Below are 16,514 nucleotides of genomic sequence, written 5' to 3'. Positions count from 1 at the left end.
CGACTGCGGGGCTCGCAAGCTCACTCCTCGCGCTCACTGGTACGACCTCCGCTCGTTCGGCGGCTGGATCTCCGCGCCCTTGTACTCGACGGGCACGCCGCCGAGCGGGTAGTCCTTGCGCTGCGGGTGACCCTCCCAGTCGTCCGGCATGAGGATCCGGGTCAGGTTGGGGTGGCCGTCGAAGACGATGCCGAACATGTCGTACGCCTCCCGCTCCTGCCAGTCCGCGGTCGGGTAGACGGCGGTCACGCTGGGCAGGTGCGGTGCCTCGACGGAGACCGCGGCCTCCAGCCGGACCCGCCGCCGGTACGTCATCGAGGTCAGCAGGTAGACCACGTGCAGCCGGCGTTCGTCGGCGCCCAGGTAGTCCACGCCGGACACCGACGAGCACAGCTCGAACCGCAGCGCCAGGTCGTCCCGCATCACCTGGCAGACCTCGGCGATCCGCTCCGGGCGCACGTGCAGGGTCAGCTCACCCCGGTCGACCACGACCTTCTCGATCGCGTCGCCGAAGGCGGGGTAGGCCTCCTCCAACGCGTCGCGGACCTCGTCGAAGTAGCCCCCGTACGGCCGGGACGCCTCCTCGATGGGCTGGCGCTGGCGGACCAGACCGCCGTAGCCGGACACGTCACCGGTGCCCTGGTTGCCGAACATCCCGCGACCGGCCGGGCTGGCCGGCGGGAACTCGGCAGGGGCACCACTCGTGGCGCCGGCCGGCACCACCGGCAGCGGTACGCCGCCGTCGTTGGGCTTGTCCGTGGGTGACGTCATTTCGGGCCTACCTGCGGGTGGAGGTGGTTCTGGGCGTTCATCCAGTTCTCGATCCGCAACTGCTCCTCGCGACCCTCGCGGACCGCGCGGGTCCACTCGGCACGCCGGGCCTTGTCGCTGCGGTACGAGGAGGGCATGGAGCCGTAGGGCACGACGGGGACGTCGCCGCGCTCCTGGCGGGCCGCCAGCATCTTGCGGCCGTTCGGGCCCAGCGGCTCATACATGATCTTCTCGCGGAGCTTGAGGATCGCGTCGATGAGCATCTCCGGCCGGGGCGGGCAGCCGGGCAGGTACATGTCGACCGGCACCACGTGGTCGACGCCCTGCACGATGGCGTAGTTGTTGAACATGCCGCCGCTGCTGGCGCAGACGCCCATCGAGAGCACCCAGCGGGGCTCGGCCATCTGGTCGTAGATCTGGCGCAGCACCGGGGCCATCTTCTGACTCACCCGGCCGGCCACGATCATCAGGTCGGCCTGCCGGGGCGACGCCCGGAAGACCTCCATGCCCCAGCGGCCCATGTCGTAGTGCGGACCACCGGCGGCCATCATCTCGATGGCGCAGCAGGCCAGGCCGAAGGTCGCGCCCCACACGGACGACTTCCGGGACCAGTTGACCAGCTTCTCCACCGAGGTGAGCAGGACGCCGGCGGGAAGCTTCTCCTCGATGCCCATCTGACGTTCCTTCCTCAGTCCCAGTCCAGGCCGCCGCGCCGCCACACGTAGGCGTACGCAACGAAGACCGCGACGATGAACAGGACCATCTCCACGAAGCCGAAGATCGGCAGAGCGTCGAACGAGACCGCCCAGGGGTAGAGGAAGATGATCTCGATGTCGAAGACGATGAAGAGCATCGCCGTCAGGTAGAACTTGATCGGGAACCGCCCGCCGCCGACCGGCTGCGGGCTGGGCTCGATGCCGCACTCGTAAGCCTCGAGTTTGGCCTTGTTGTAGCGACGGGGACCGGCGAAGCGGGCGGCGCCGACGGAAAACAGCGAGAACGCCGCGGCGAGGGCGAACAGCCCGATGATCGGTGCGTAAGGCGAGAGCGACATCGTTTTCTCCTGCTCGTCCTTCCCTGCCCTCGGTGCTTGACGAAAATCACACTATTCACGTCCCTCGCAGTGGCAGTCGGCGGGGGTCGATCTTTGTCAGCGTCGGGGCCGTGACCAGCACCGATGCCGTCCTACTTATACGGCTGGCGCGGCCTTCGTCATCGCGTTGATGACCCGGTCCATCGCATCCCCGCCGCGCGGATCGGTCAGGTTGGCCAACAGCTTGAGCACGAAACGCATCAGCGTCGGGTGCGGCATGCCGTGTTTGGTGGCGATCCGCATGATCTCCGGGCGGCCGATCAGTTTCACGAAGATGCCGCCCAGCCGGTAGTAGCCGCCGAGCCGGGCCTTCAGCTCGTTCGGGTACGCCATCAGCGCCCGCTCCCGCTCCGGGCCGGCCGGCCGCGCGAGGGCCTGGACCACTACCTCCGCGGCCAGTTCGCCGGACTCCATCGCGTACGCGATGCCCTCGCCGTTGAACGGGTTGACCATGCCGCCCGAGTCACCGACCAGCAGGACGCCACGGGTGTAGTGCGGCACACGGTTGAAGCCCATCGGCAGCGCGGCGCCCAGGATCGGGCCGTCGGCGTTGGTCTCGTCGGTCATCCCCCAGTCTTCCGGGGTGTTGGCGAGCCAGTCGGTGAGCAGCCGGCGGTAGTTGGTCTTGCCGAACGCCGAGGACGAGTTGAGCACGCCGAGGCCGACGTTGACCCGACCGTCGCCGAGGCCGAAGATCCAGCCGTAGCCGGGCAGCAGGTTGTCGCCGCTGTCCTTGCTGCGCAGCTCCAACCAGGATTCGAGGTAGTTGTCCTCGTGCTTGGCCGGCGAGCGGTAGTAGCGGCGGACGGCCACGCCGATCGGCCGGTCCTCCCGCTTGGCCAGCCCGAGCGCGAGCGGGAAACGGCCGGAGACGCCGTCCGCCGCGACGACCAGCGGGGCGTGGAAGGTGGCCGGCTCCTTGCCCGGGCCGACCTCCGCCTCGACGCCGGTGACCCGGCCGTCGTCGTCGAGCACCGGGCCCAGCACGTTGACGTTGGTGCGCAGCTTCGCGCCGGCCGCCACCGCCTGCTGGGCGAGCAGGTCGTCGAAGTCCAGCCGCGTCCGCACCAGGCCGTAGTTGGGGAAGCTGGCGAGCTCGGGCCAGTCCAGTTCGAGGCGCACCCCGCCACCGATGACCCGCAGGCCGCGGTTGTGCAGCCAGCCCGCCTCGGGCGAGGTGTCCACACCCATCCGGATGAGCTGGCGCACGGCGCGCGGGGTCAACCCGTCGCCGCAGACCTTCTCGCGTGGGAACTCGGTCTTCTCCAGCAACAGCACCCGTACGCCGTGCCGGGCCAGGTGGTACGCAGTCGCTGACCCACCGGGACCGGCGCCCACGACGATGACGTCGGCATCGTGCTCCACCGCGGTCATTCGCGCCTCCTCCCGCACGCTCGTGAAATGCTTCACAAGCCAGACGGGACGAGTGTATGACCGGCGTCATACCAGCGCAGGATCAGGGGTACCTAACTCGCCGATGTGACAGCCCATGACCGTCCACAGCAGTCAGGTGTCAGGCCGGACTGGGGGCGTCCAGCCCCGCATCGACCCGGATGGTCTCCGGCAGATGCTCACGGAGCGCTCCACCCGCCGCCCGATCAAGTGCCGCCAACACCTCGGCGACCACCTGCCGGACCTCCCCCGGATCGGCGCCGGCCAACGCGCGCAACTGCGCGATGAGTTCGGCCGCGTCGTCGTCGGTGGCGGCCACCGGGTCCGCCGGGTCTGCTCCGGTCATGGGATCCAGCGTACGGGGCAAAGTGGACCAAAAACGGATATTCACGAAACCTGAATAATGTCCGCGCCGCCGGTGTGGGTGCCGACCGCTACTCGCGGACGCCCCGGTGCAGGGCCACCACGCCACCGGTCAGGTTGCGCCACGCCACCCGTCCCCACCCGGCCGCGGCGACCCGCCCGGCCAGCGCGGCCTGGTCCGGCCAGGCCCGGACCGACTCGGCGAGATAGACGTACGCCTCGGGGTTGCTCGACACCGCACGGGCGACCGCCGGCAGCGACCGCATCAGGTACGACAGGTAGACCGTCCGGAAGACCGGGTTGACCGGGGTGCTGAACTCGCACACCGCCAGCCGCCCGCCCGGCCGGGTCACCCGTGCCAGCTCCCGCAGGGCCGCATCGGTGTCGTTGACGTTGCGCAGCGCGAAGGAGATGGTCACCGCGTCGAAGCTGGCATCGGCGAACGGCAGTCGCAGCGCGTCTCCGGCCAGCAGCGGCACCTCGGGACGGGACCGCTTGCCGGCGTACAGCATGCCCAGCGACAGGTCGACCCCGACCGCGTACGCCCCCGACTGGGCCAGCTCACGGGTCGAGACGCCGGTCCCGGCGCCCACGTCCAGCACCCGCTCGCCCGGCCGCAACCCGAGCGCCGCCCGGGTGGCCCGACGCCAGGAGCGGTCCTGACCCAGCGAGATCACCGTGTTGGTCAGGTCGTAACGCTCTGCCACGCCGTCGAACATCGCGGCGACCTCGTGCGGCTGCTTGTCCAGGCTGGCTCGCTGGCCCTGCGGAGTACGGCTCACCCCACCACTCTGCCAGCCGTCCATCGACCGACGCTCGGAGGGTGGCGCGGCCCGCACCCCGGGTACGCGAAAGGGCGGGGTGGTAGCCCACCCCGCTCTCGCGTCGTGCCAGGTCCCGTGGCGCCTGCCGGCACGGGTTCGTCCACGCGACCCCGGTCAGCGCGGATTCGTCAGTCGGTCGACTTCTCGTCGTCGGGGGCGACCAGGACGACCTTGCGCCTGCGGGAGAGCACCAGCAGCGCACCGCCCGCGAGCAGGATGATCGCGCCGATGCCGCCGATCAGGCCGGCCTGCACACCCGTGACCGGCAACCCACCGCCGCCACCACCGCCGCCGGCAGCCGGCGAGGTGCTGGTGCCCGGCGTGGCCGTCCCGGTCGGCGTGGGCGTCGCGGTCGGCGTCGGCGTCGCGGTCGGCGTGGGCGTCGCGGTCGGCGTGGGCGTCGCGGTCGGCGTGGGCGTCGGCGTCGGCGTCGGCGTCGCGGTCAGGTCCACGAACGCCTCGAAGGTGGTGTGGTTGTCCATCACGTCGACCTCGGTGAACGCCTTCCGCTGCGCCAGGTTGGCCACCTCCGGCTCCTCCTCGGGCTGCCCTGCGGCACCGTCCAGCCCGTACGCGAAGAGGTCACCCTCGTGCAGCACCGGCTCGGTCACGTCGTCGCCGACGGTCACCCGAACGTCCGAGGTGTAGTACTCGCCGGGCTTCACGACCGCACCGGCGTCCTCGCAGAACAGCTGCTGCTTGTCCTGGAACACCTGCTCGATGCAGCCCTCCGGCTTCTGCGCGAAGGTGACGCCCACCGGCAGGGTCAGACCGTAGAAGACGCCCGTCGCCTTGCGGCTGCCGTTGTTGTAGATCGCCCAGTCCAACGGCACCGTCTCGCCCCGCCGCACCGGACGCAGGTCGGGATCGTCGCCCTGCACGCCGTTCACCACGACGTTGGCCTGGACGTCCTGCACCCAACTGGTCAGGTCGTAGCCGGGCTTGGCGACGGTGATCGCGTGCTCGACCTTGTTGTCGCCACGCTTGGGGTCGACAGTGGTCGACTTGATGGTGACCACCAACGTGCCGGCGTCACCACGACCACCGGTGGAGAACAGCGGAATGCCGAACTCCTCGCTGGTGCCGGCCGGCACGTCGCCGAGCGCGCAGGTGAACGTCTTGCCCTTCACCTGGCAACCGTTCGGCACCACGACGCCGACCATGTTCTTGTCCAACTGGCTGACGTTGGCGGTGTAGCTGACACCCTTGGCGGCGACGGTGCTCCGGCTGTTGTCGACCCGGAACTTGAACGGCTTGGCCTTCGCCGCCTTGACGCCCTTGGCCAACTCGTAGCTGAGCGGCACCAGCGCCAGATCGGCCTGGTCGGCGGCCTGCGCGGGGGCGGCCACGGTGGCCAGGCCACCGGCCGCGAGCAGAGCCACGACACCGGCGCGCGCCAGGGCCGAGCGGTGGAACGCTGTCATCAGTCCCCCGGGGGGTAGGGAAGGAAGAATTGGTTGCGGAACGAGCGGACGCTATCGGAGGTCGATCTCGCACACCAGCATCCGGAGGCGATTTCATCCGTCCGGCCCGAGCTGCGCAGACGGTACGGGCGGGATGGTCACCCATCCCGCCCGTACCGCCGTGCGTTATATGAACGACCCGCAACGGGCCGATGGAGGACGAGCCCACGACGAGGACCGTCAGACCATCCGCCACCAGCACGATCGCGCCCAACTCGGCAACCTACGGTGGCAACGGATACGAGCCGCGACGCTAGCCGTCGCCGATCATCTCCACCACCCCCGCGCCGGGCAGCCTGACGGAGCGGCGACGGGGACCACCCGTACCGCCGGGGCGTTCCGGCGGGAGCATGAGCCGTGGTCAGCCGAACGGCCGGGCGTCGACAGGCGTCAGTTGACCTCGACCAGCGGCAGGGGCCTGCCCGCGCCGCCGCCGGGCAGCGCGATCGAGGAGAAGTGCGAGACCACCCGCTCGTCGGTCGGGTCGTCGGCCGGCGTGTGGTGCACGGCGAGCCGGTTGTAGAGGGTGTCCCGCTGCGCGGGGATCCGGTCCGCCGAGCGAATCATGCCGATCAGCTCGTGCAGGTTGGAGCGGTGCCGCGCACCGGCGGAGGAGATGACGTTCTCCTCCAGCATGATCGAGCCGAGGTCGTCCACACCCATGTGCAACGCGAGCTGGCCGACGTCCTTGCCGGTGGTCAGCCAGGACGCCTGCAGGTGCGGCACCGTCTCGAAGAAGAGCCGGGCCACCGCGACCAACCGCAGGTATTCCAGCGTGGTCGCCTGGGTGCGGCCCTTGAGGTGGTTGTTCTCCGGCTGGTACGTCCACGGGATGAAGGACCGGAAACCCCCGGTACGGTCCTGCACGTCCCGGATCATGCGCAGGTGCTCGATCCGCTCGGCGTGCGTCTCGCCGGTGCCCATCATCATGGTGGCGGTCGACTCGATGCCCTGCCGGTGGGCCAGCTCCATGACCTCCAGCCAGCGCTCGCCCGACTCCTTGAGCGGCGCGATGGCCTTCCGCGGCCGCTCGGGCAGCATCTCCGCGCCGGCACCGGCGATCGAGTCCAGACCGGCGGTCTTGAGCCGGGCGATGGCCTCGTCCAGGCTCACCCCGGAGACCTTCGCCATGTGCAGGATCTCGCTCGGGCCGATCGAGTGGATGACCAACTGCGGGTACGCCTGCTTGACCGAGGAGAACAGCTCCTCGTAGTACTCCACGCCGTAGTCCGGGTGGTGCCCGCCCTGCAGCATCACCTGGGTCGCGCCCAGCTCGACCGCCTCGCCGCACCGGCGCAGGATCTCCTCGGTCGGGTGGGTCCACCCTTCCTTGTGCTTGGGGGCTCGGTAGAACGCGCAGAACTTGCAGGCCGTCACGCAGACGTTCGTGTAGTTGATGTTGCGGTCGATCAGGTAGGTGACGACGTTGTCCGGGTAGCGCCGCCGGCGTACCGCGTCCGCCGCCTCGCCCAATGCGTGGAAGGGCGCCTCGGTGTAGAGCAGCAGCGCCTCCTCGGGCGTGATCCGCCCGCCGTCCGCGCCACGCTGCAGGATGTCGTCGATCTCCCGGCTCACCGTCACACCCCGAGCCTACGTCGACCCCTGGCGCACCTCTCGGCCCGGTGACGTGGATGTGACCTCGACTGGACGCCTACCTGGTGCTGGGCTATGGGCAGCCCGGTTAAAGGCGTCCGTGCAACGCGTCAGCAGGGAGTCGCAGCAGGTCTGATGAAACGCGAGACCCGACTCACCCACCGTCCGGAAGGCTGCCGGGTCCACTTCCAAAGGAGCTACTGCCCCTGGCAGTCGCAGGCTACCCCTGTCCGGAGCTTGCGAACGAGGAATTGGCCCGTTCCGTCTGCCGCGCCCGTCCGACCCCTCGTGGGCGGGACCGGTCGCCCCGGTTGGCGCCTGGACACCAAAACGTGCTCTGGAAACACTCAGGCGGGCCAGAATGTCAGTTCTTGACGCCTGAAGCCACAAGACCGGGTATTGTAATAGTTGTTCCGGGGATTAGGAGTTGAGCTAGAGAATGCTGCTGCGCTTCCGGGTGACCAACTTCGCCTCCCTCCGCGACGAGGCCGAGCTGAGCCTCATCGCCGCCGACGAGCACCCGGGCCTCGCCGTCCGGCCGGTGCCGCGGGAGAAGCTGTCCGTTCTGCCCGTGGCAGGCATCTTCGGCCCGAACGCCTCAGGCAAGTCCAACATCGTCAAGGCCCTCGGCTTTGCGCGCGACGCGGTTCGACTGTCCCACCAGCGTTGGCTACCGGAAGAACCGATCCCGGGTCGCTGGCCGTTCCGACTCGACCACGAGAGCGGGAACCTGCCGAGCGAGTTCGTCTTCGACTTCGTCGTCGAGAACGTCAGGTACGAGTTCGGCTTCTCACTGGACGACGAGGTAGTCCGACAGGAGTGGCTGTATGCCTTCCCGAAGGGCCGGCGGCAGATCTACCTTGAGCGCGACGGCGGGTCACTGCACTTCGGGAACAACTTGACCGGTCCGCGCGAGTTGATCGCGGAGACTGTCCGACCAAACAGCCTCTTCCTCTCCGCGGCAGCCACGCTGAACCACCCACAGTTGAGCAAGATCTACCGCTGGTTCAGTCCTCGTCAGATGATCGCCTCGGGCGACGTGTCGATCGCTCGGCCTCCACACCTCCTACCAGACGATCGAATGCTCGCGCTCCTCCGATTCGCGGATCTGGGCATCGTTGGCGCGGCGCTCGTTCAGCGGGAGCCAGAGCCTGGCACTGGCCCAGCAGAGCCGCAGATTGAGCTTGTGCACTCGGCACACACCGAGGACGGGAAAGCAACTCTGCCTTGGCAGTGGGAGTCCGCCGGCACCCGCAGCTGGTTCGACCTTCTACAACTGGCGGTGCGGGCACTCGACGCTGGCGGGCTGCTGGCCGTCGACGACCTGGGCAGCGAACTGCATCCGCTCCTCACAACCGAACTGATTCGCCTCTTCCACGAGCCGGATACCAACCCGCGTGGTGCACAGCTCATCTTCAACAGCCATGACGTCGGCCTCCTCGGCCGCCACCGGAATCTCCGACTCAACCGGGACCAGGTCTGGCTCACCGAGAAGGACAGCGGTGGCGCGACGCGGCTCTACCCCCTCAGCGAGTTCCGGGTACGCGGCGGCCTCGACGATGTCGAGGGCAGGTACCTGAAGGGTCGCTATGGTGCCGTGCCCTTCCTGGACCATGAGGTGCTGGACCTCCTCGTTCCGCCGACGCGCGCTGCCTGAGCACCACCAGTCGAAAACTTCAAGCTTTGAGGCACTGGCAATTGAAGTCTGGCGGCACAGTGCCTAGGGTTTACCCATGCCCCTCGTCGACGTGCGCTACTTCTCGGCCGCCGGCTGATGGCCCGCCCCGGCAAGCCGCTGCGCCGCCAGCCCGGAACCCGGCAGGAGCGCAAGACCTACCTGGTCTGCTGCGAAGGCGAGAACACCGAGCCCCTGTACTTCAAGGGTCTGCGCCGCGAGCTACGGGCGGGCAATGTGCGGATCGAAGTCTTCTCCGGCCACGGTGAGCCGTACGGCGTTGTCGAGAAGGCCGTCGCGGAGGCCAACCGGGCTGCCACCCAGGGTGACGGTTACGACGAGGTCTGGTGTGTCTTCGACGTCGAAGCTCCGGAAGCACACGCCCGCCTCAGCGCGGCGCTCGCACTGGCCGCGAGGCACGGCGTCAACTGCGCTATCTCCAACCCCTGCTTCGAGGTCTACCTCCTCCTTCACTACGAGGAGCTGTCCTACCTGACGTCCAACGAGGCGTGTCGCCGGCTGGAACGACACCCGTGCGGTTATCGCCGACGCGGCAAGCTCTTGGACTTCGAGGCGCTTAGAGCGAGCCGTCCTGACGCGTTCCGTCGGGCGGCGCGACTGGACAGGCTGAGCGCAGGCCGGCCGTTGGCCGACAGGAATCCCTCGACCTCGGTGCCAGGCCTGGTGACCGCGCTGGAGTCCGACGCGGCCACCAACAAGTTTTCCCAGAGAACGGCCTGAGGAGCACACCGTGCCAATGCACAAGATCGAAATCGACGACCAGGTTTACGCCCTGCTTCAGCAGCACGCGGAGCCCTTCGTCGATCGGGAGAACGACGTGCTCCGCCGGTTGCTGGGGCTCGACCTCGGCCCCGAGAAAGCGAAGGAAGATCGGCGGCCGGGCGGAGACCTCATGGGTCTAATCGAAGCCAATCTGCTGATCCCCGGCGACGAACTCATCCACGTTCAGTCACGGAAGGGCAGGACGCACCGGGCGGTGGTCACCACAGATGGGCACCTCCGCCTTCCCGACGGGTCCACCTATGCGAAGCCTTCGCCGGCGCTGAAGGCGTGCGTCGGGCACGACATCAACGGCTGGGGGCAGTGGACCCACGTCCGGAGCAATGAGCCACTTCAGGTGCTCCGCGAGGAACTGTTGCACCGGTCTGAGTCCGTCAGGCGTCGTAGTCGACCGTGAGCTTGTCGGTGGTCGGGCTCGACTGGCAGGTCAGCACGTAGCCGGCGGCCAACTCGTCCGGCTCCAGCGCGTAGTTGCGGGCCATCGTGACCGACCCGTCGACGACCTTCGCCTTGCAGGTCGAGCAGACACCACCCTTGCAGGCGTACGGCAGCTCGCCTCGCACCTTCAGCGCGGCGTCCAACACCCGCTCCTCGCGCCCCATGGTGAAGCTCGACGACCGCCCGTCCAGCACGATGGTCACCTCGGTCCCGGCACCGGCCTGGTCGACAGGCCGGCGGACCGGCTCCGGCGGCGCGTCGACGTGGAACAGTTCGGTGTGCACCGCCGACTCGGGCAGCCCTTGACCGGTCAACACGTCCCGGACGTCGACCACCATGCCGTACGGGCCGCAGAGGAACCACTCCTCGATCAGGTCGCCCGGCACGATGCTGCCGAGCAACCGACCCAGCCGTTCCGCGTCGATCCGCCCGGAGAGCAGCGGAGACTCGCCCTGCTCCCGGGAGAGCACGTGCACCAGGTGCAGCCGGGTGGGATAGCGGTCCTTCAGGTCGGCCAACTCCTCGGCGAACATCACCGTGTTCGCCGTGCGGTTGCCGTACACCAGGGTGAAGGTGCTGGCCGGCTCGACGGCCAGGGCGGTCGCGACCAGCCCGAGCACCGGGGTGATGCCGGAGCCCGCGACGACCGCGCCGTAGTGCCGCACCCGGTCCGGCGCGAACGCCGTGGTGAACGTGCCGAGCGGCGGCAGCACCTCGACCGTGTCGCCACTGCGCAGCGCCCCGCAGGCGAACGCCGAGAACGCGCCGCCGGGAACCTCCCGCACCCCGATCCGCAACCGGCCGTGCCGGGCCAGGTCGTCGGGGGTCGAGCAGATCGAGTACGACCGGCGCACGTCCGTGCCGTCCTCGGCCACGCGACGGACGGTGAGGTGCTGACCGGCTCGGAACGCGAAGGTGTCCCGCAACTCCTTGGGTACGGCGAAGGTCACCGCCACGGAATCGTCGGTGAGCCGGTCGACGGCGGCGACCGACAACGGGTGGAAGACCGGCCGTCGGCGGACCGGGCGGGTGATGGTGACAGTCACAGCGCCTTCAGGTGGTCGAAGGGTTCGGAGCAGGAGCGGCACCGCCACAGCGCCTTGCACGCGGTGGAACCGAACCGGCTGACCTGCTCGGTCTCCGGTGATCCGCACTGGGGGCAGCGGACCGCGAGGGTCAGCGACACGACCCCGGCAGCAGGTGCCGGACCCGGCGGCGCGATCCCGGCGGCGGCGAGCTTCGCCCGCCCGTCCGCGGAGATCCAGTCGGTGCTCCACGGTGGGCTGAAGACGGTGCGGATCTCGGCGTCGGGGTGACCCGCCACCGCGAGCGCGCGGCGGATGTCGGCACGGATCACGTCCATCGCCGGGCAGCCGGTGTAGGTCGGGGTGATGGTGACGGTGACCCGGCCACTGGCCGGATCCTCCTCGACGGCCCGCAGGATGCCCAACTCGTCGATGGTGATGACCCGGATCTCCGGGTCCACCACCGACGCGGCCGCCTCCCTGGGGTTCACCAGGTCGCCCCGGGGTGGGCGCGGTGCAGCACCTGCATCTCGGCGAGCAGGTAGGCCAGGTGCTCGGTGTGCACACCGGTCCGTCCGCCACCCGGCGCCCAGCCGCTCCCCGGCCGGCTGAGCGTCGCCTCGGTCAGCACCGCGCCGACGGTCTCGTCGAACGCCGGCCGCAGGGTGGCCGGGTCGACCGGAGCCGCCGGGTCCGCGACGAACAGCTCATGGGTGTACGGCCACACCTGGTCGACCGCCGTCTGCATCCGACGGTGCGACTCCTCGGTGCCGTCGCCGAGCCGCTTCATCCACAGCGCGCCGTGGTCCAGGTGGTACGCCGACTCCTTGCGCGCCTTGGCGCCGATCGCGGCCAACCGCTCGTCCGCGCAGTCGACCAGCGCCGTGTACAGCGGCAGCTGGTACGCCGCCAGGAAGAACAGCTTCGCCACCGTCACCGCGAAGTCGCCGTTGGGCAGCTCGACCAGGAGCGCGTTGCGGAACTCACGGTCGTCGCGCAGGTACGCCAACGCGTCCTCGTCCCGGCCCGCGCCCTCCAACTCACCCGCGTACGACAACAGCAGGCGGGCCGCGCCGAGCTGGTCGAGGGCGATGTTGGCCAGCGCGATGTCCTCTTCCATCTCCGGCGCGCGGGTGGTCCACTCGGCCAGCCGCTGCGCCGCGATCAGCGCGTCGTCGGCGAGGCCGAGGGTGAAGTCGAAGGGACCGTTCACGAAGCCACCTCGATGCGCTCGGCGGTGTCGCGAAGCGCCGCGTTGCTGAGCTGGCTGGTTCGCTCGCTCCGCTCGCTTCCCGCCACCACCTCGCTGCGCTCGGCGGCGACGCGAAGCGCCCCGCTGCTGAGCTGGCTGGTTCGCTCGCTCCGCTCGCTCACAGGTGAGCCACCCCGTCCGGCACCTCGTAGAAGGTGGGGTGGCGGTAGACCTTGTCGGCCGCCGGGTCGAAGAAGGCGTCCTTCTCGTCCGGGCTGGACGCGGTGATCGCGCTGGCCGGCACCACCCAGATCGACACACCCTCCTGGCGGCGGGTGTAGAGATCCCGGGCGTTGCGCAGGGCCAGCTCGGCGTCGGGGGCGTGCAGGCTGCCGACGTGGGTGTGCGACAGCCCGCGTCGGGCCCGCACGAAGACCTCCCAGAGAGGGGTGTGTGGCGTCATGCTGCGGCCGTCTCCTTCTGTCCCGCCCGCTTCGCGGCGTACGCCGCGGCGGCCTCGCGTACCCATGCGCCGTCGGCGTGCGCGGCCCGGCGGTGGGCGATCCGTTCCCGGTTGCACGGCCCGTTGCCGGAGATCACGCGCATCAGCTCGTCGTAGTCCGGCTGGGTGTAGTCGTACGCCTGCCGCTCCTCGTTCCAGCGCAGGTCCGCGTCGGGGATGCGGAGCCCGAGGACCTCGGCCTGCTGGACGCACATGTCGACGAAACGCTGACGCAGGTCGTCGTTGGAGAAACGCTTGATCTTCCAGGCCATCGACTGCGCGGAGTGGGTGGAGTCGCCGTCCGGCGGGCCGAACATGGCCAGCGACGGGTACCACCAGCGGTCCACCGCGTCCTGAGCCATCGCCTGTTGCCCCGGGGTGCCGTGCGCCAGGGTGTGCAGGATCTCGTAGCCCTGCCGCTGGTGGAACGACTCCTCCTTGCAGACCCGGATCATCGCGCGGGCGTACGGACCGTACGAGCAGCGACACAGCGGCACCTGGTTGACGATCGCCGCACCGTCCACCAGCCACCCGATCGCGCCCACGTCGGCCCAGCTCAGAGTGGGGTAGTTGAAGATCGAGCTGTACTTCTGCTTCTCGTCGAGCAGTAGCTGGACCAGCTCGTCGCGGCTGATGCCGAGGGTTTCGGCGGCGGCGTAGAGGTAGAGGCCGTGGCCCGCCTCGTCCTGCACCTTGGCCAGCAGGATGGCCTTGCGCTTGAGCGACGGGGCCCGGCTGATCCAGTTGCCCTCCGGCTGCATCCCGATGATCTCGGAGTGGGCGTGCTGGGCGATCTGCCGAATCAACGTCCGTCGGTACGCGTCGGGCATCCAGTCCCGTGGCTCGATCTTCTGCTCCGCGTCGACGACCTCGGCGAAGTACGCGGCGAGGTCCTCCGTGGGGGTGGGGCCACCACGTCGCCCGCGTGCTGCCGCCGCGCGCAGCTCGGCTTCGGCGGCCTCGACCTCGCCCAGCAGGCCGCTGCCGGGCCCCTCGTCCGGGGCGCCGTCCGGGGCGGAGAAGTCGTTGCCATACATGAGGCTAAGTGTTACAGCTTGCACCACGATGCGCCAGGGGGTGTAACAGGAATCCGAGGATCCCATCCGTAACGGAATGAGCGCTTTACGTCACCTCGGACCGTCGAACGTGGCCGTGACTTAGGCCACGAAACAAAGGTGAATCCACTCAATAACCGCATACCGGCCCCATATCCCGCCTTTATCGCAGGTTGCCTAGTGTCGAGGTCTGGCGGGTCCGACAACCGGACGTAGACTTTCGCCGTCACACCGATCGGCTTCAGACGATTGCCGCGAAGGACAGAGGCCACCTCCCCCGGCCTCGGCGATCGGCCGATCCTTCCGGACAACAAGCCGGTCCCCCCGGCCCTGACACCTGGAGCTCACCCACTCATGCGATCCCGCGTGACCATGGTGCTCGCCATAACGGCGGTGCTGCTCGGCGGCGTCCTCCTGGTCCCCGCCGCGTACGCCCGGCTCTCCGACGGCGACAGCAGCGGAGGCGGAGGCGGCGCCTCGACCGTCGCCGCGCCCGCGCCCGCCCCACCACCGCCGCCCACGCTGGCGGCCGGCCCGGTGTCGGTGACCTTCAAGGGCGACTTCTTCTCCTGGGCACTGCTGGACCGGCAGACGGGCAAGATCTCCGGATCACCGAACATGGCCGCGACCAGCTCGACCGAGTCGATGCTCAAGGCGTGGATCGTCTCGGACTATCTGCGGCAGCTCAAGGACAAGGAGCCAACCGCAGCGTTGAAGGAGGCGGCCCGGCTCGCCATCGTCGAGAGCAACGACACTGCGGCCAACAAGGTCCACGCTGCCGCGGGCGGCTCGTACAAGGCATCCAAGAGCAGCACGCCCGACGCGGTGATCCAGCGGGCTATCAAGATCTGCGGGCTGACCGACACCAAGCGCGGCAACGTCGAGCCGTACACCGGCTGGTGGAGCTTCACGCGGATGTCCCCCCGCGACGCGGTCCGGCTCGGCGACTGCATCGCGGACGGCAAGGCCGCCGGACCCAAGTGGACCGCGTGGGTGCTGGACCAGATGAGCAAGGTCAAGGGCACCACCGCCGCGAAGGACCAGAAGCCCAAATCCGGCGGTGGCCGCTGGGGGATCATCGACGGCCTGCCCAAGTCGATCACCGCTCAGGGCCCGGTCAGCATCAAGAACGGTTGGACCCCGATCAACTACGACGGCAACTGGCACGTCAACTGCCTGGCCGTCAACGACAAGTGGAGCCTCGCGGTGATGCTGCGTTATCCGCAGAGCAGCGGTCTGGACTACGGCGCGAAGGTCTGTGCGAGCGTGGCGACCCAGTTGGTCACCCCGCAGCCCGGTGCCGCGCTCAAGGTGCCGCAGCAGCCGGTTGGGAAGCTCTGATGGCCGGCAACCGTCGGGCCACCCGGCGCCAGGGCGCTGACGCATCCCCGCTTCGGCTGGTCGCGATCGCGGTCATTCTGATCGGGTTGGTGTTGGTGTCACTGCGGCTGCTGCCCGGGTCGCCGTTCGAGTCGGCTGCCGCCGCCAAGTGGGGCGACGCCGGCACGACGACAAGCGATCGGTCCACCGGTAAGGCCACCGACCGCAGCGCCCGCCAGCCGGCCCCACCGTCGCCGAGCCCCAGCCCCTCGTTGGAGCCGCTGCCGTTCGTGGCGAAGAACCTCGACCTGGACATCGAGGGCTGGTACTCCTGGAGCGTGCTGGACCGCCGGACCGGGCAGATCATCGGCTCCAAGAACATGGGCGAGACCAGCACCACCGCCTCAATGATCAAGTCGTGGATCGTCGCCGACTACCTGCGTCGCTCGGCCGACGTCGGGCAGACCCCGAGCGACGCGAAGCTAGCCGACGCGACGCGGATCATCCGGGACAGCGACAACACCCGGGCGGAACAGTTCTACAACCAGGTCGGCCGGGACGCCTCGATCAAGCGGCTCATCTCCATGTGCAAGCTGACCGACAGCAGCGTCGCCCCCGACAAGGGCTGGTCCCGGACGGCACTGTCCCCGCGGGACACGGCCCGACTGGGCAACTGCATCGCCACCGGCACCGCCGCCGGGCCGAAGTGGACCAAGTGGCTGCTCAACGAGATGAAGCTGGTGCGCGGCGCCGGTGACTTCGGCATCCGCAAGGCCTTCCCGGCCGCCGAGCAGAAGCAGATCGCCATCAAGAACGGGTGGATCGACCGGACCAAAGAGCAGGAGATGCACATCAACTGCCTGGCCATCGGCGACACCTGGACGATGGGCGTGATGGTCAAGTACCCGATCAACCTGGGCTACGACTACGGCATGAAGAACTGCGAGAAGATCACCGAGGCGTTGCTGCGCCCCGGCGTCTGAGCCGCGCTCACCTTCCCGTCGCCC

19 protein-coding genes are annotated in these 16,514 nt (G+C 69.1%); 5 read left to right on the top strand and 14 right to left on the bottom strand.

All coding sequences use genetic code 11. From position 1 onward, the window contains the following. Positions 1–33: 33 nt before the first annotated feature. From ABGB10_RS25645 to mqnC, 8 genes are all read right to left on the bottom strand, one after another. Positions 34–771: an NADH-quinone oxidoreductase subunit C gene (locus tag ABGB10_RS25645; RefSeq protein WP_347663510.1), complete on the bottom strand. Its 738-nt coding sequence runs from the start codon at positions 769–771 to the stop codon at positions 34–36. Further along, complete coding sequence (locus ABGB10_RS25640) at positions 768–1,445, bottom strand: NADH-quinone oxidoreductase subunit B (protein ID WP_088986765.1); 678 nt, start codon at positions 1,443–1,445, stop codon at positions 768–770. Before ABGB10_RS25640 ends, ABGB10_RS25645 begins: the two co-directional genes overlap by 4 nt. A 14-nt stretch (positions 1,446–1,459) precedes the next feature. Further along, positions 1,460–1,825 carry an NADH-quinone oxidoreductase subunit A gene (locus tag ABGB10_RS25635; protein ID WP_007454588.1) on the bottom strand — a complete coding sequence of 122 codons (366 nt, stop codon included), beginning with the start codon at positions 1,823–1,825 and terminating at the stop codon, positions 1,460–1,462. Positions 1,826–1,960: 135 nt separating this feature from the next. Further along, positions 1,961–3,238 carry a geranylgeranyl reductase family protein gene (locus ABGB10_RS25630; protein ID WP_347663509.1) on the bottom strand — a complete coding sequence of 426 codons (1,278 nt, stop codon included), beginning with the start codon at positions 3,236–3,238 and terminating at the stop codon, positions 1,961–1,963. A 139-nt stretch (positions 3,239–3,377) separates the two neighbouring features. Further along, positions 3,378–3,602, bottom strand: coding sequence for a hypothetical protein (locus ABGB10_RS25625; protein WP_347663507.1), 225 nt, complete (start codon positions 3,600–3,602; stop codon positions 3,378–3,380). Between the two features lie 88 nt (positions 3,603–3,690). Then, complete coding sequence (locus ABGB10_RS25620) at positions 3,691–4,425, bottom strand: demethylmenaquinone methyltransferase (protein WP_347663506.1); 735 nt, start codon at positions 4,423–4,425, stop codon at positions 3,691–3,693. Between the two features lie 146 nt (positions 4,426–4,571). Further along, entirely contained in the window at positions 4,572–5,867 is a 1,296-nt protein-coding gene (locus ABGB10_RS25615; protein ID WP_347663505.1) for an LPXTG cell wall anchor domain-containing protein, read from the bottom strand. Between the two features lie 429 nt (positions 5,868–6,296). After that, positions 6,297–7,487: a cyclic dehypoxanthinyl futalosine synthase gene (gene mqnC / locus ABGB10_RS25610; RefSeq protein ID WP_347663504.1), complete on the bottom strand. Its 1,191-nt coding sequence runs from the start codon at positions 7,485–7,487 to the stop codon at positions 6,297–6,299. A 451-nt stretch (positions 7,488–7,938) separates the two neighbouring features. Between mqnC and ABGB10_RS25605 the strand changes: the two genes are divergently transcribed. From ABGB10_RS25605 to ABGB10_RS25595, 3 genes are all read left to right on the top strand, one after another. Continuing rightward, positions 7,939–9,156 (top strand): AAA family ATPase, encoded by a 1,218-nt coding sequence (locus ABGB10_RS25605; RefSeq protein ID WP_347663502.1) that lies wholly within the window; start codon positions 7,939–7,941, stop codon positions 9,154–9,156. Between the two features lie 117 nt (positions 9,157–9,273). Beyond that, positions 9,274–9,915 carry an RloB family protein gene (locus tag ABGB10_RS25600; RefSeq protein ID WP_347663501.1) on the top strand — a complete coding sequence of 214 codons (642 nt, stop codon included), beginning with the start codon at positions 9,274–9,276 and terminating at the stop codon, positions 9,913–9,915. 16 nt (positions 9,916–9,931) lie between these two features. Further along, the gene (locus tag ABGB10_RS25595) at positions 9,932–10,372 is read left to right on the top strand and encodes a hypothetical protein (RefSeq protein ID WP_347663561.1); all 441 of its coding nucleotides are present in this window, start codon (positions 9,932–9,934) and stop codon (positions 10,370–10,372) included. Here the strand turns inward: ABGB10_RS25595 and paaE are convergent. From paaE to paaA, 6 genes are read right to left on the bottom strand one after another with little or no spacing between them, the layout of a single operon-like run. Continuing rightward, a complete protein-coding gene (gene paaE, locus ABGB10_RS25590; RefSeq protein WP_347663500.1) occupies positions 10,350–11,459 on the bottom strand; it encodes a 1,2-phenylacetyl-CoA epoxidase subunit PaaE in 1,110 nt (369 codons plus the stop codon). The two genes, ABGB10_RS25595 and paaE, sit on opposite strands and share 23 nt — an antisense overlap. Beyond that, positions 11,456–11,932, bottom strand: coding sequence for a 1,2-phenylacetyl-CoA epoxidase subunit PaaD (gene paaD / locus ABGB10_RS25585; protein WP_347663560.1), 477 nt, complete (start codon positions 11,930–11,932; stop codon positions 11,456–11,458). The genes paaE and paaD overlap by 4 nt, the downstream gene beginning before the upstream one ends. Next, the gene (gene paaC / locus ABGB10_RS25580; protein WP_347663499.1) at positions 11,926–12,651 is read right to left on the bottom strand and encodes a 1,2-phenylacetyl-CoA epoxidase subunit PaaC; all 726 of its coding nucleotides are present in this window, start codon (positions 12,649–12,651) and stop codon (positions 11,926–11,928) included. The genes paaD and paaC overlap by 7 nt, the downstream gene beginning before the upstream one ends. Beyond that, positions 12,648–12,812, bottom strand: coding sequence for a hypothetical protein (locus tag ABGB10_RS25575; protein ID WP_347663498.1), 165 nt, complete (start codon positions 12,810–12,812; stop codon positions 12,648–12,650). Before ABGB10_RS25575 ends, paaC begins: the two co-directional genes overlap by 4 nt. Further along, positions 12,809–13,093: a 1,2-phenylacetyl-CoA epoxidase subunit PaaB gene (paaB, locus tag ABGB10_RS25570; RefSeq protein WP_347663497.1), complete on the bottom strand. Its 285-nt coding sequence runs from the start codon at positions 13,091–13,093 to the stop codon at positions 12,809–12,811. The genes ABGB10_RS25575 and paaB overlap by 4 nt, the downstream gene beginning before the upstream one ends. After that, positions 13,090–14,169, bottom strand: a complete 1,080-nt coding sequence (gene paaA, locus ABGB10_RS25565; protein WP_347663496.1) for a 1,2-phenylacetyl-CoA epoxidase subunit PaaA — start codon at positions 14,167–14,169, stop codon at positions 13,090–13,092. Before paaA ends, paaB begins: the two co-directional genes overlap by 4 nt. A gap of 372 nt (positions 14,170–14,541) precedes the next feature. Between paaA and ABGB10_RS25560 the strand changes: the two genes are divergently transcribed. Beyond that, the gene (locus tag ABGB10_RS25560; protein ID WP_347663495.1) at positions 14,542–15,528 is read left to right on the top strand and encodes a hypothetical protein; all 987 of its coding nucleotides are present in this window, start codon (positions 14,542–14,544) and stop codon (positions 15,526–15,528) included. Continuing rightward, positions 15,528–16,490 (top strand): hypothetical protein, encoded by a 963-nt coding sequence (locus tag ABGB10_RS25555; protein WP_347663494.1) that lies wholly within the window; start codon positions 15,528–15,530, stop codon positions 16,488–16,490. Before ABGB10_RS25560 ends, ABGB10_RS25555 begins: the two co-directional genes overlap by 1 nt. Positions 16,491–16,514 lie beyond the last annotated feature (24 nt).

Origin of the sequence: Micromonospora sp. B9E7 (assembly GCF_039871815.1) — a bacterium.
GTDB lineage: Bacteria > Actinomycetota > Actinomycetes > Mycobacteriales > Micromonosporaceae > Micromonospora.
The sequence above is the reverse complement of the archived record's forward strand: the minus strand, read 5'-3'. Positions and strand labels throughout refer to the sequence as shown.

What these genes read in the sequence shown, in the direction of transcription:
- ABGB10_RS25625 (WP_347663507.1), bottom strand. Translation starts at nt 3,602, where the DNA reads ATGACCGGAGCAGACCCGGCGGACCCGGTGGCCGCCACCGACGACGAC.
- ABGB10_RS25605 (WP_347663502.1), top strand. Translation starts at nt 7,939, where the DNA reads ATGCTGCTGCGCTTCCGGGTGACCAACTTCGCCTCCCTCCGCGACGAG.
- paaB (WP_347663497.1), bottom strand. Translation starts at nt 13,093, where the DNA reads ATGACGCCACACACCCCTCTCTGGGAGGTCTTCGTGCGGGCCCGACGC.
- ABGB10_RS25620 (WP_347663506.1), bottom strand. Translation starts at nt 4,425, where the DNA reads ATGGACGGCTGGCAGAGTGGTGGGGTGAGCCGTACTCCGCAGGGCCAG.
- ABGB10_RS25560 (WP_347663495.1), top strand. Translation starts at nt 14,542, where the DNA reads ATGCGATCCCGCGTGACCATGGTGCTCGCCATAACGGCGGTGCTGCTC.
- ABGB10_RS25640 (WP_088986765.1), bottom strand. Translation starts at nt 1,445, where the DNA reads ATGGGCATCGAGGAGAAGCTTCCCGCCGGCGTCCTGCTCACCTCGGTG.
- ABGB10_RS25600 (WP_347663501.1), top strand. Translation starts at nt 9,274, where the DNA reads ATGGCCCGCCCCGGCAAGCCGCTGCGCCGCCAGCCCGGAACCCGGCAG.
- ABGB10_RS25635 (WP_007454588.1), bottom strand. Translation starts at nt 1,825, where the DNA reads ATGTCGCTCTCGCCTTACGCACCGATCATCGGGCTGTTCGCCCTCGCC.
- ABGB10_RS25630 (WP_347663509.1), bottom strand. Translation starts at nt 3,238, where the DNA reads ATGACCGCGGTGGAGCACGATGCCGACGTCATCGTCGTGGGCGCCGGT.
- ABGB10_RS25615 (WP_347663505.1), bottom strand. Translation starts at nt 5,867, where the DNA reads ATGACAGCGTTCCACCGCTCGGCCCTGGCGCGCGCCGGTGTCGTGGCT.
- ABGB10_RS25645 (WP_347663510.1), bottom strand. Translation starts at nt 771, where the DNA reads ATGACGTCACCCACGGACAAGCCCAACGACGGCGGCGTACCGCTGCCG.
- ABGB10_RS25555 (WP_347663494.1), top strand. Translation starts at nt 15,528, where the DNA reads ATGGCCGGCAACCGTCGGGCCACCCGGCGCCAGGGCGCTGACGCATCC.
- paaA (WP_347663496.1), bottom strand. Translation starts at nt 14,169, where the DNA reads ATGTATGGCAACGACTTCTCCGCCCCGGACGGCGCCCCGGACGAGGGG.
- ABGB10_RS25595 (WP_347663561.1), top strand. Translation starts at nt 9,932, where the DNA reads ATGCACAAGATCGAAATCGACGACCAGGTTTACGCCCTGCTTCAGCAG.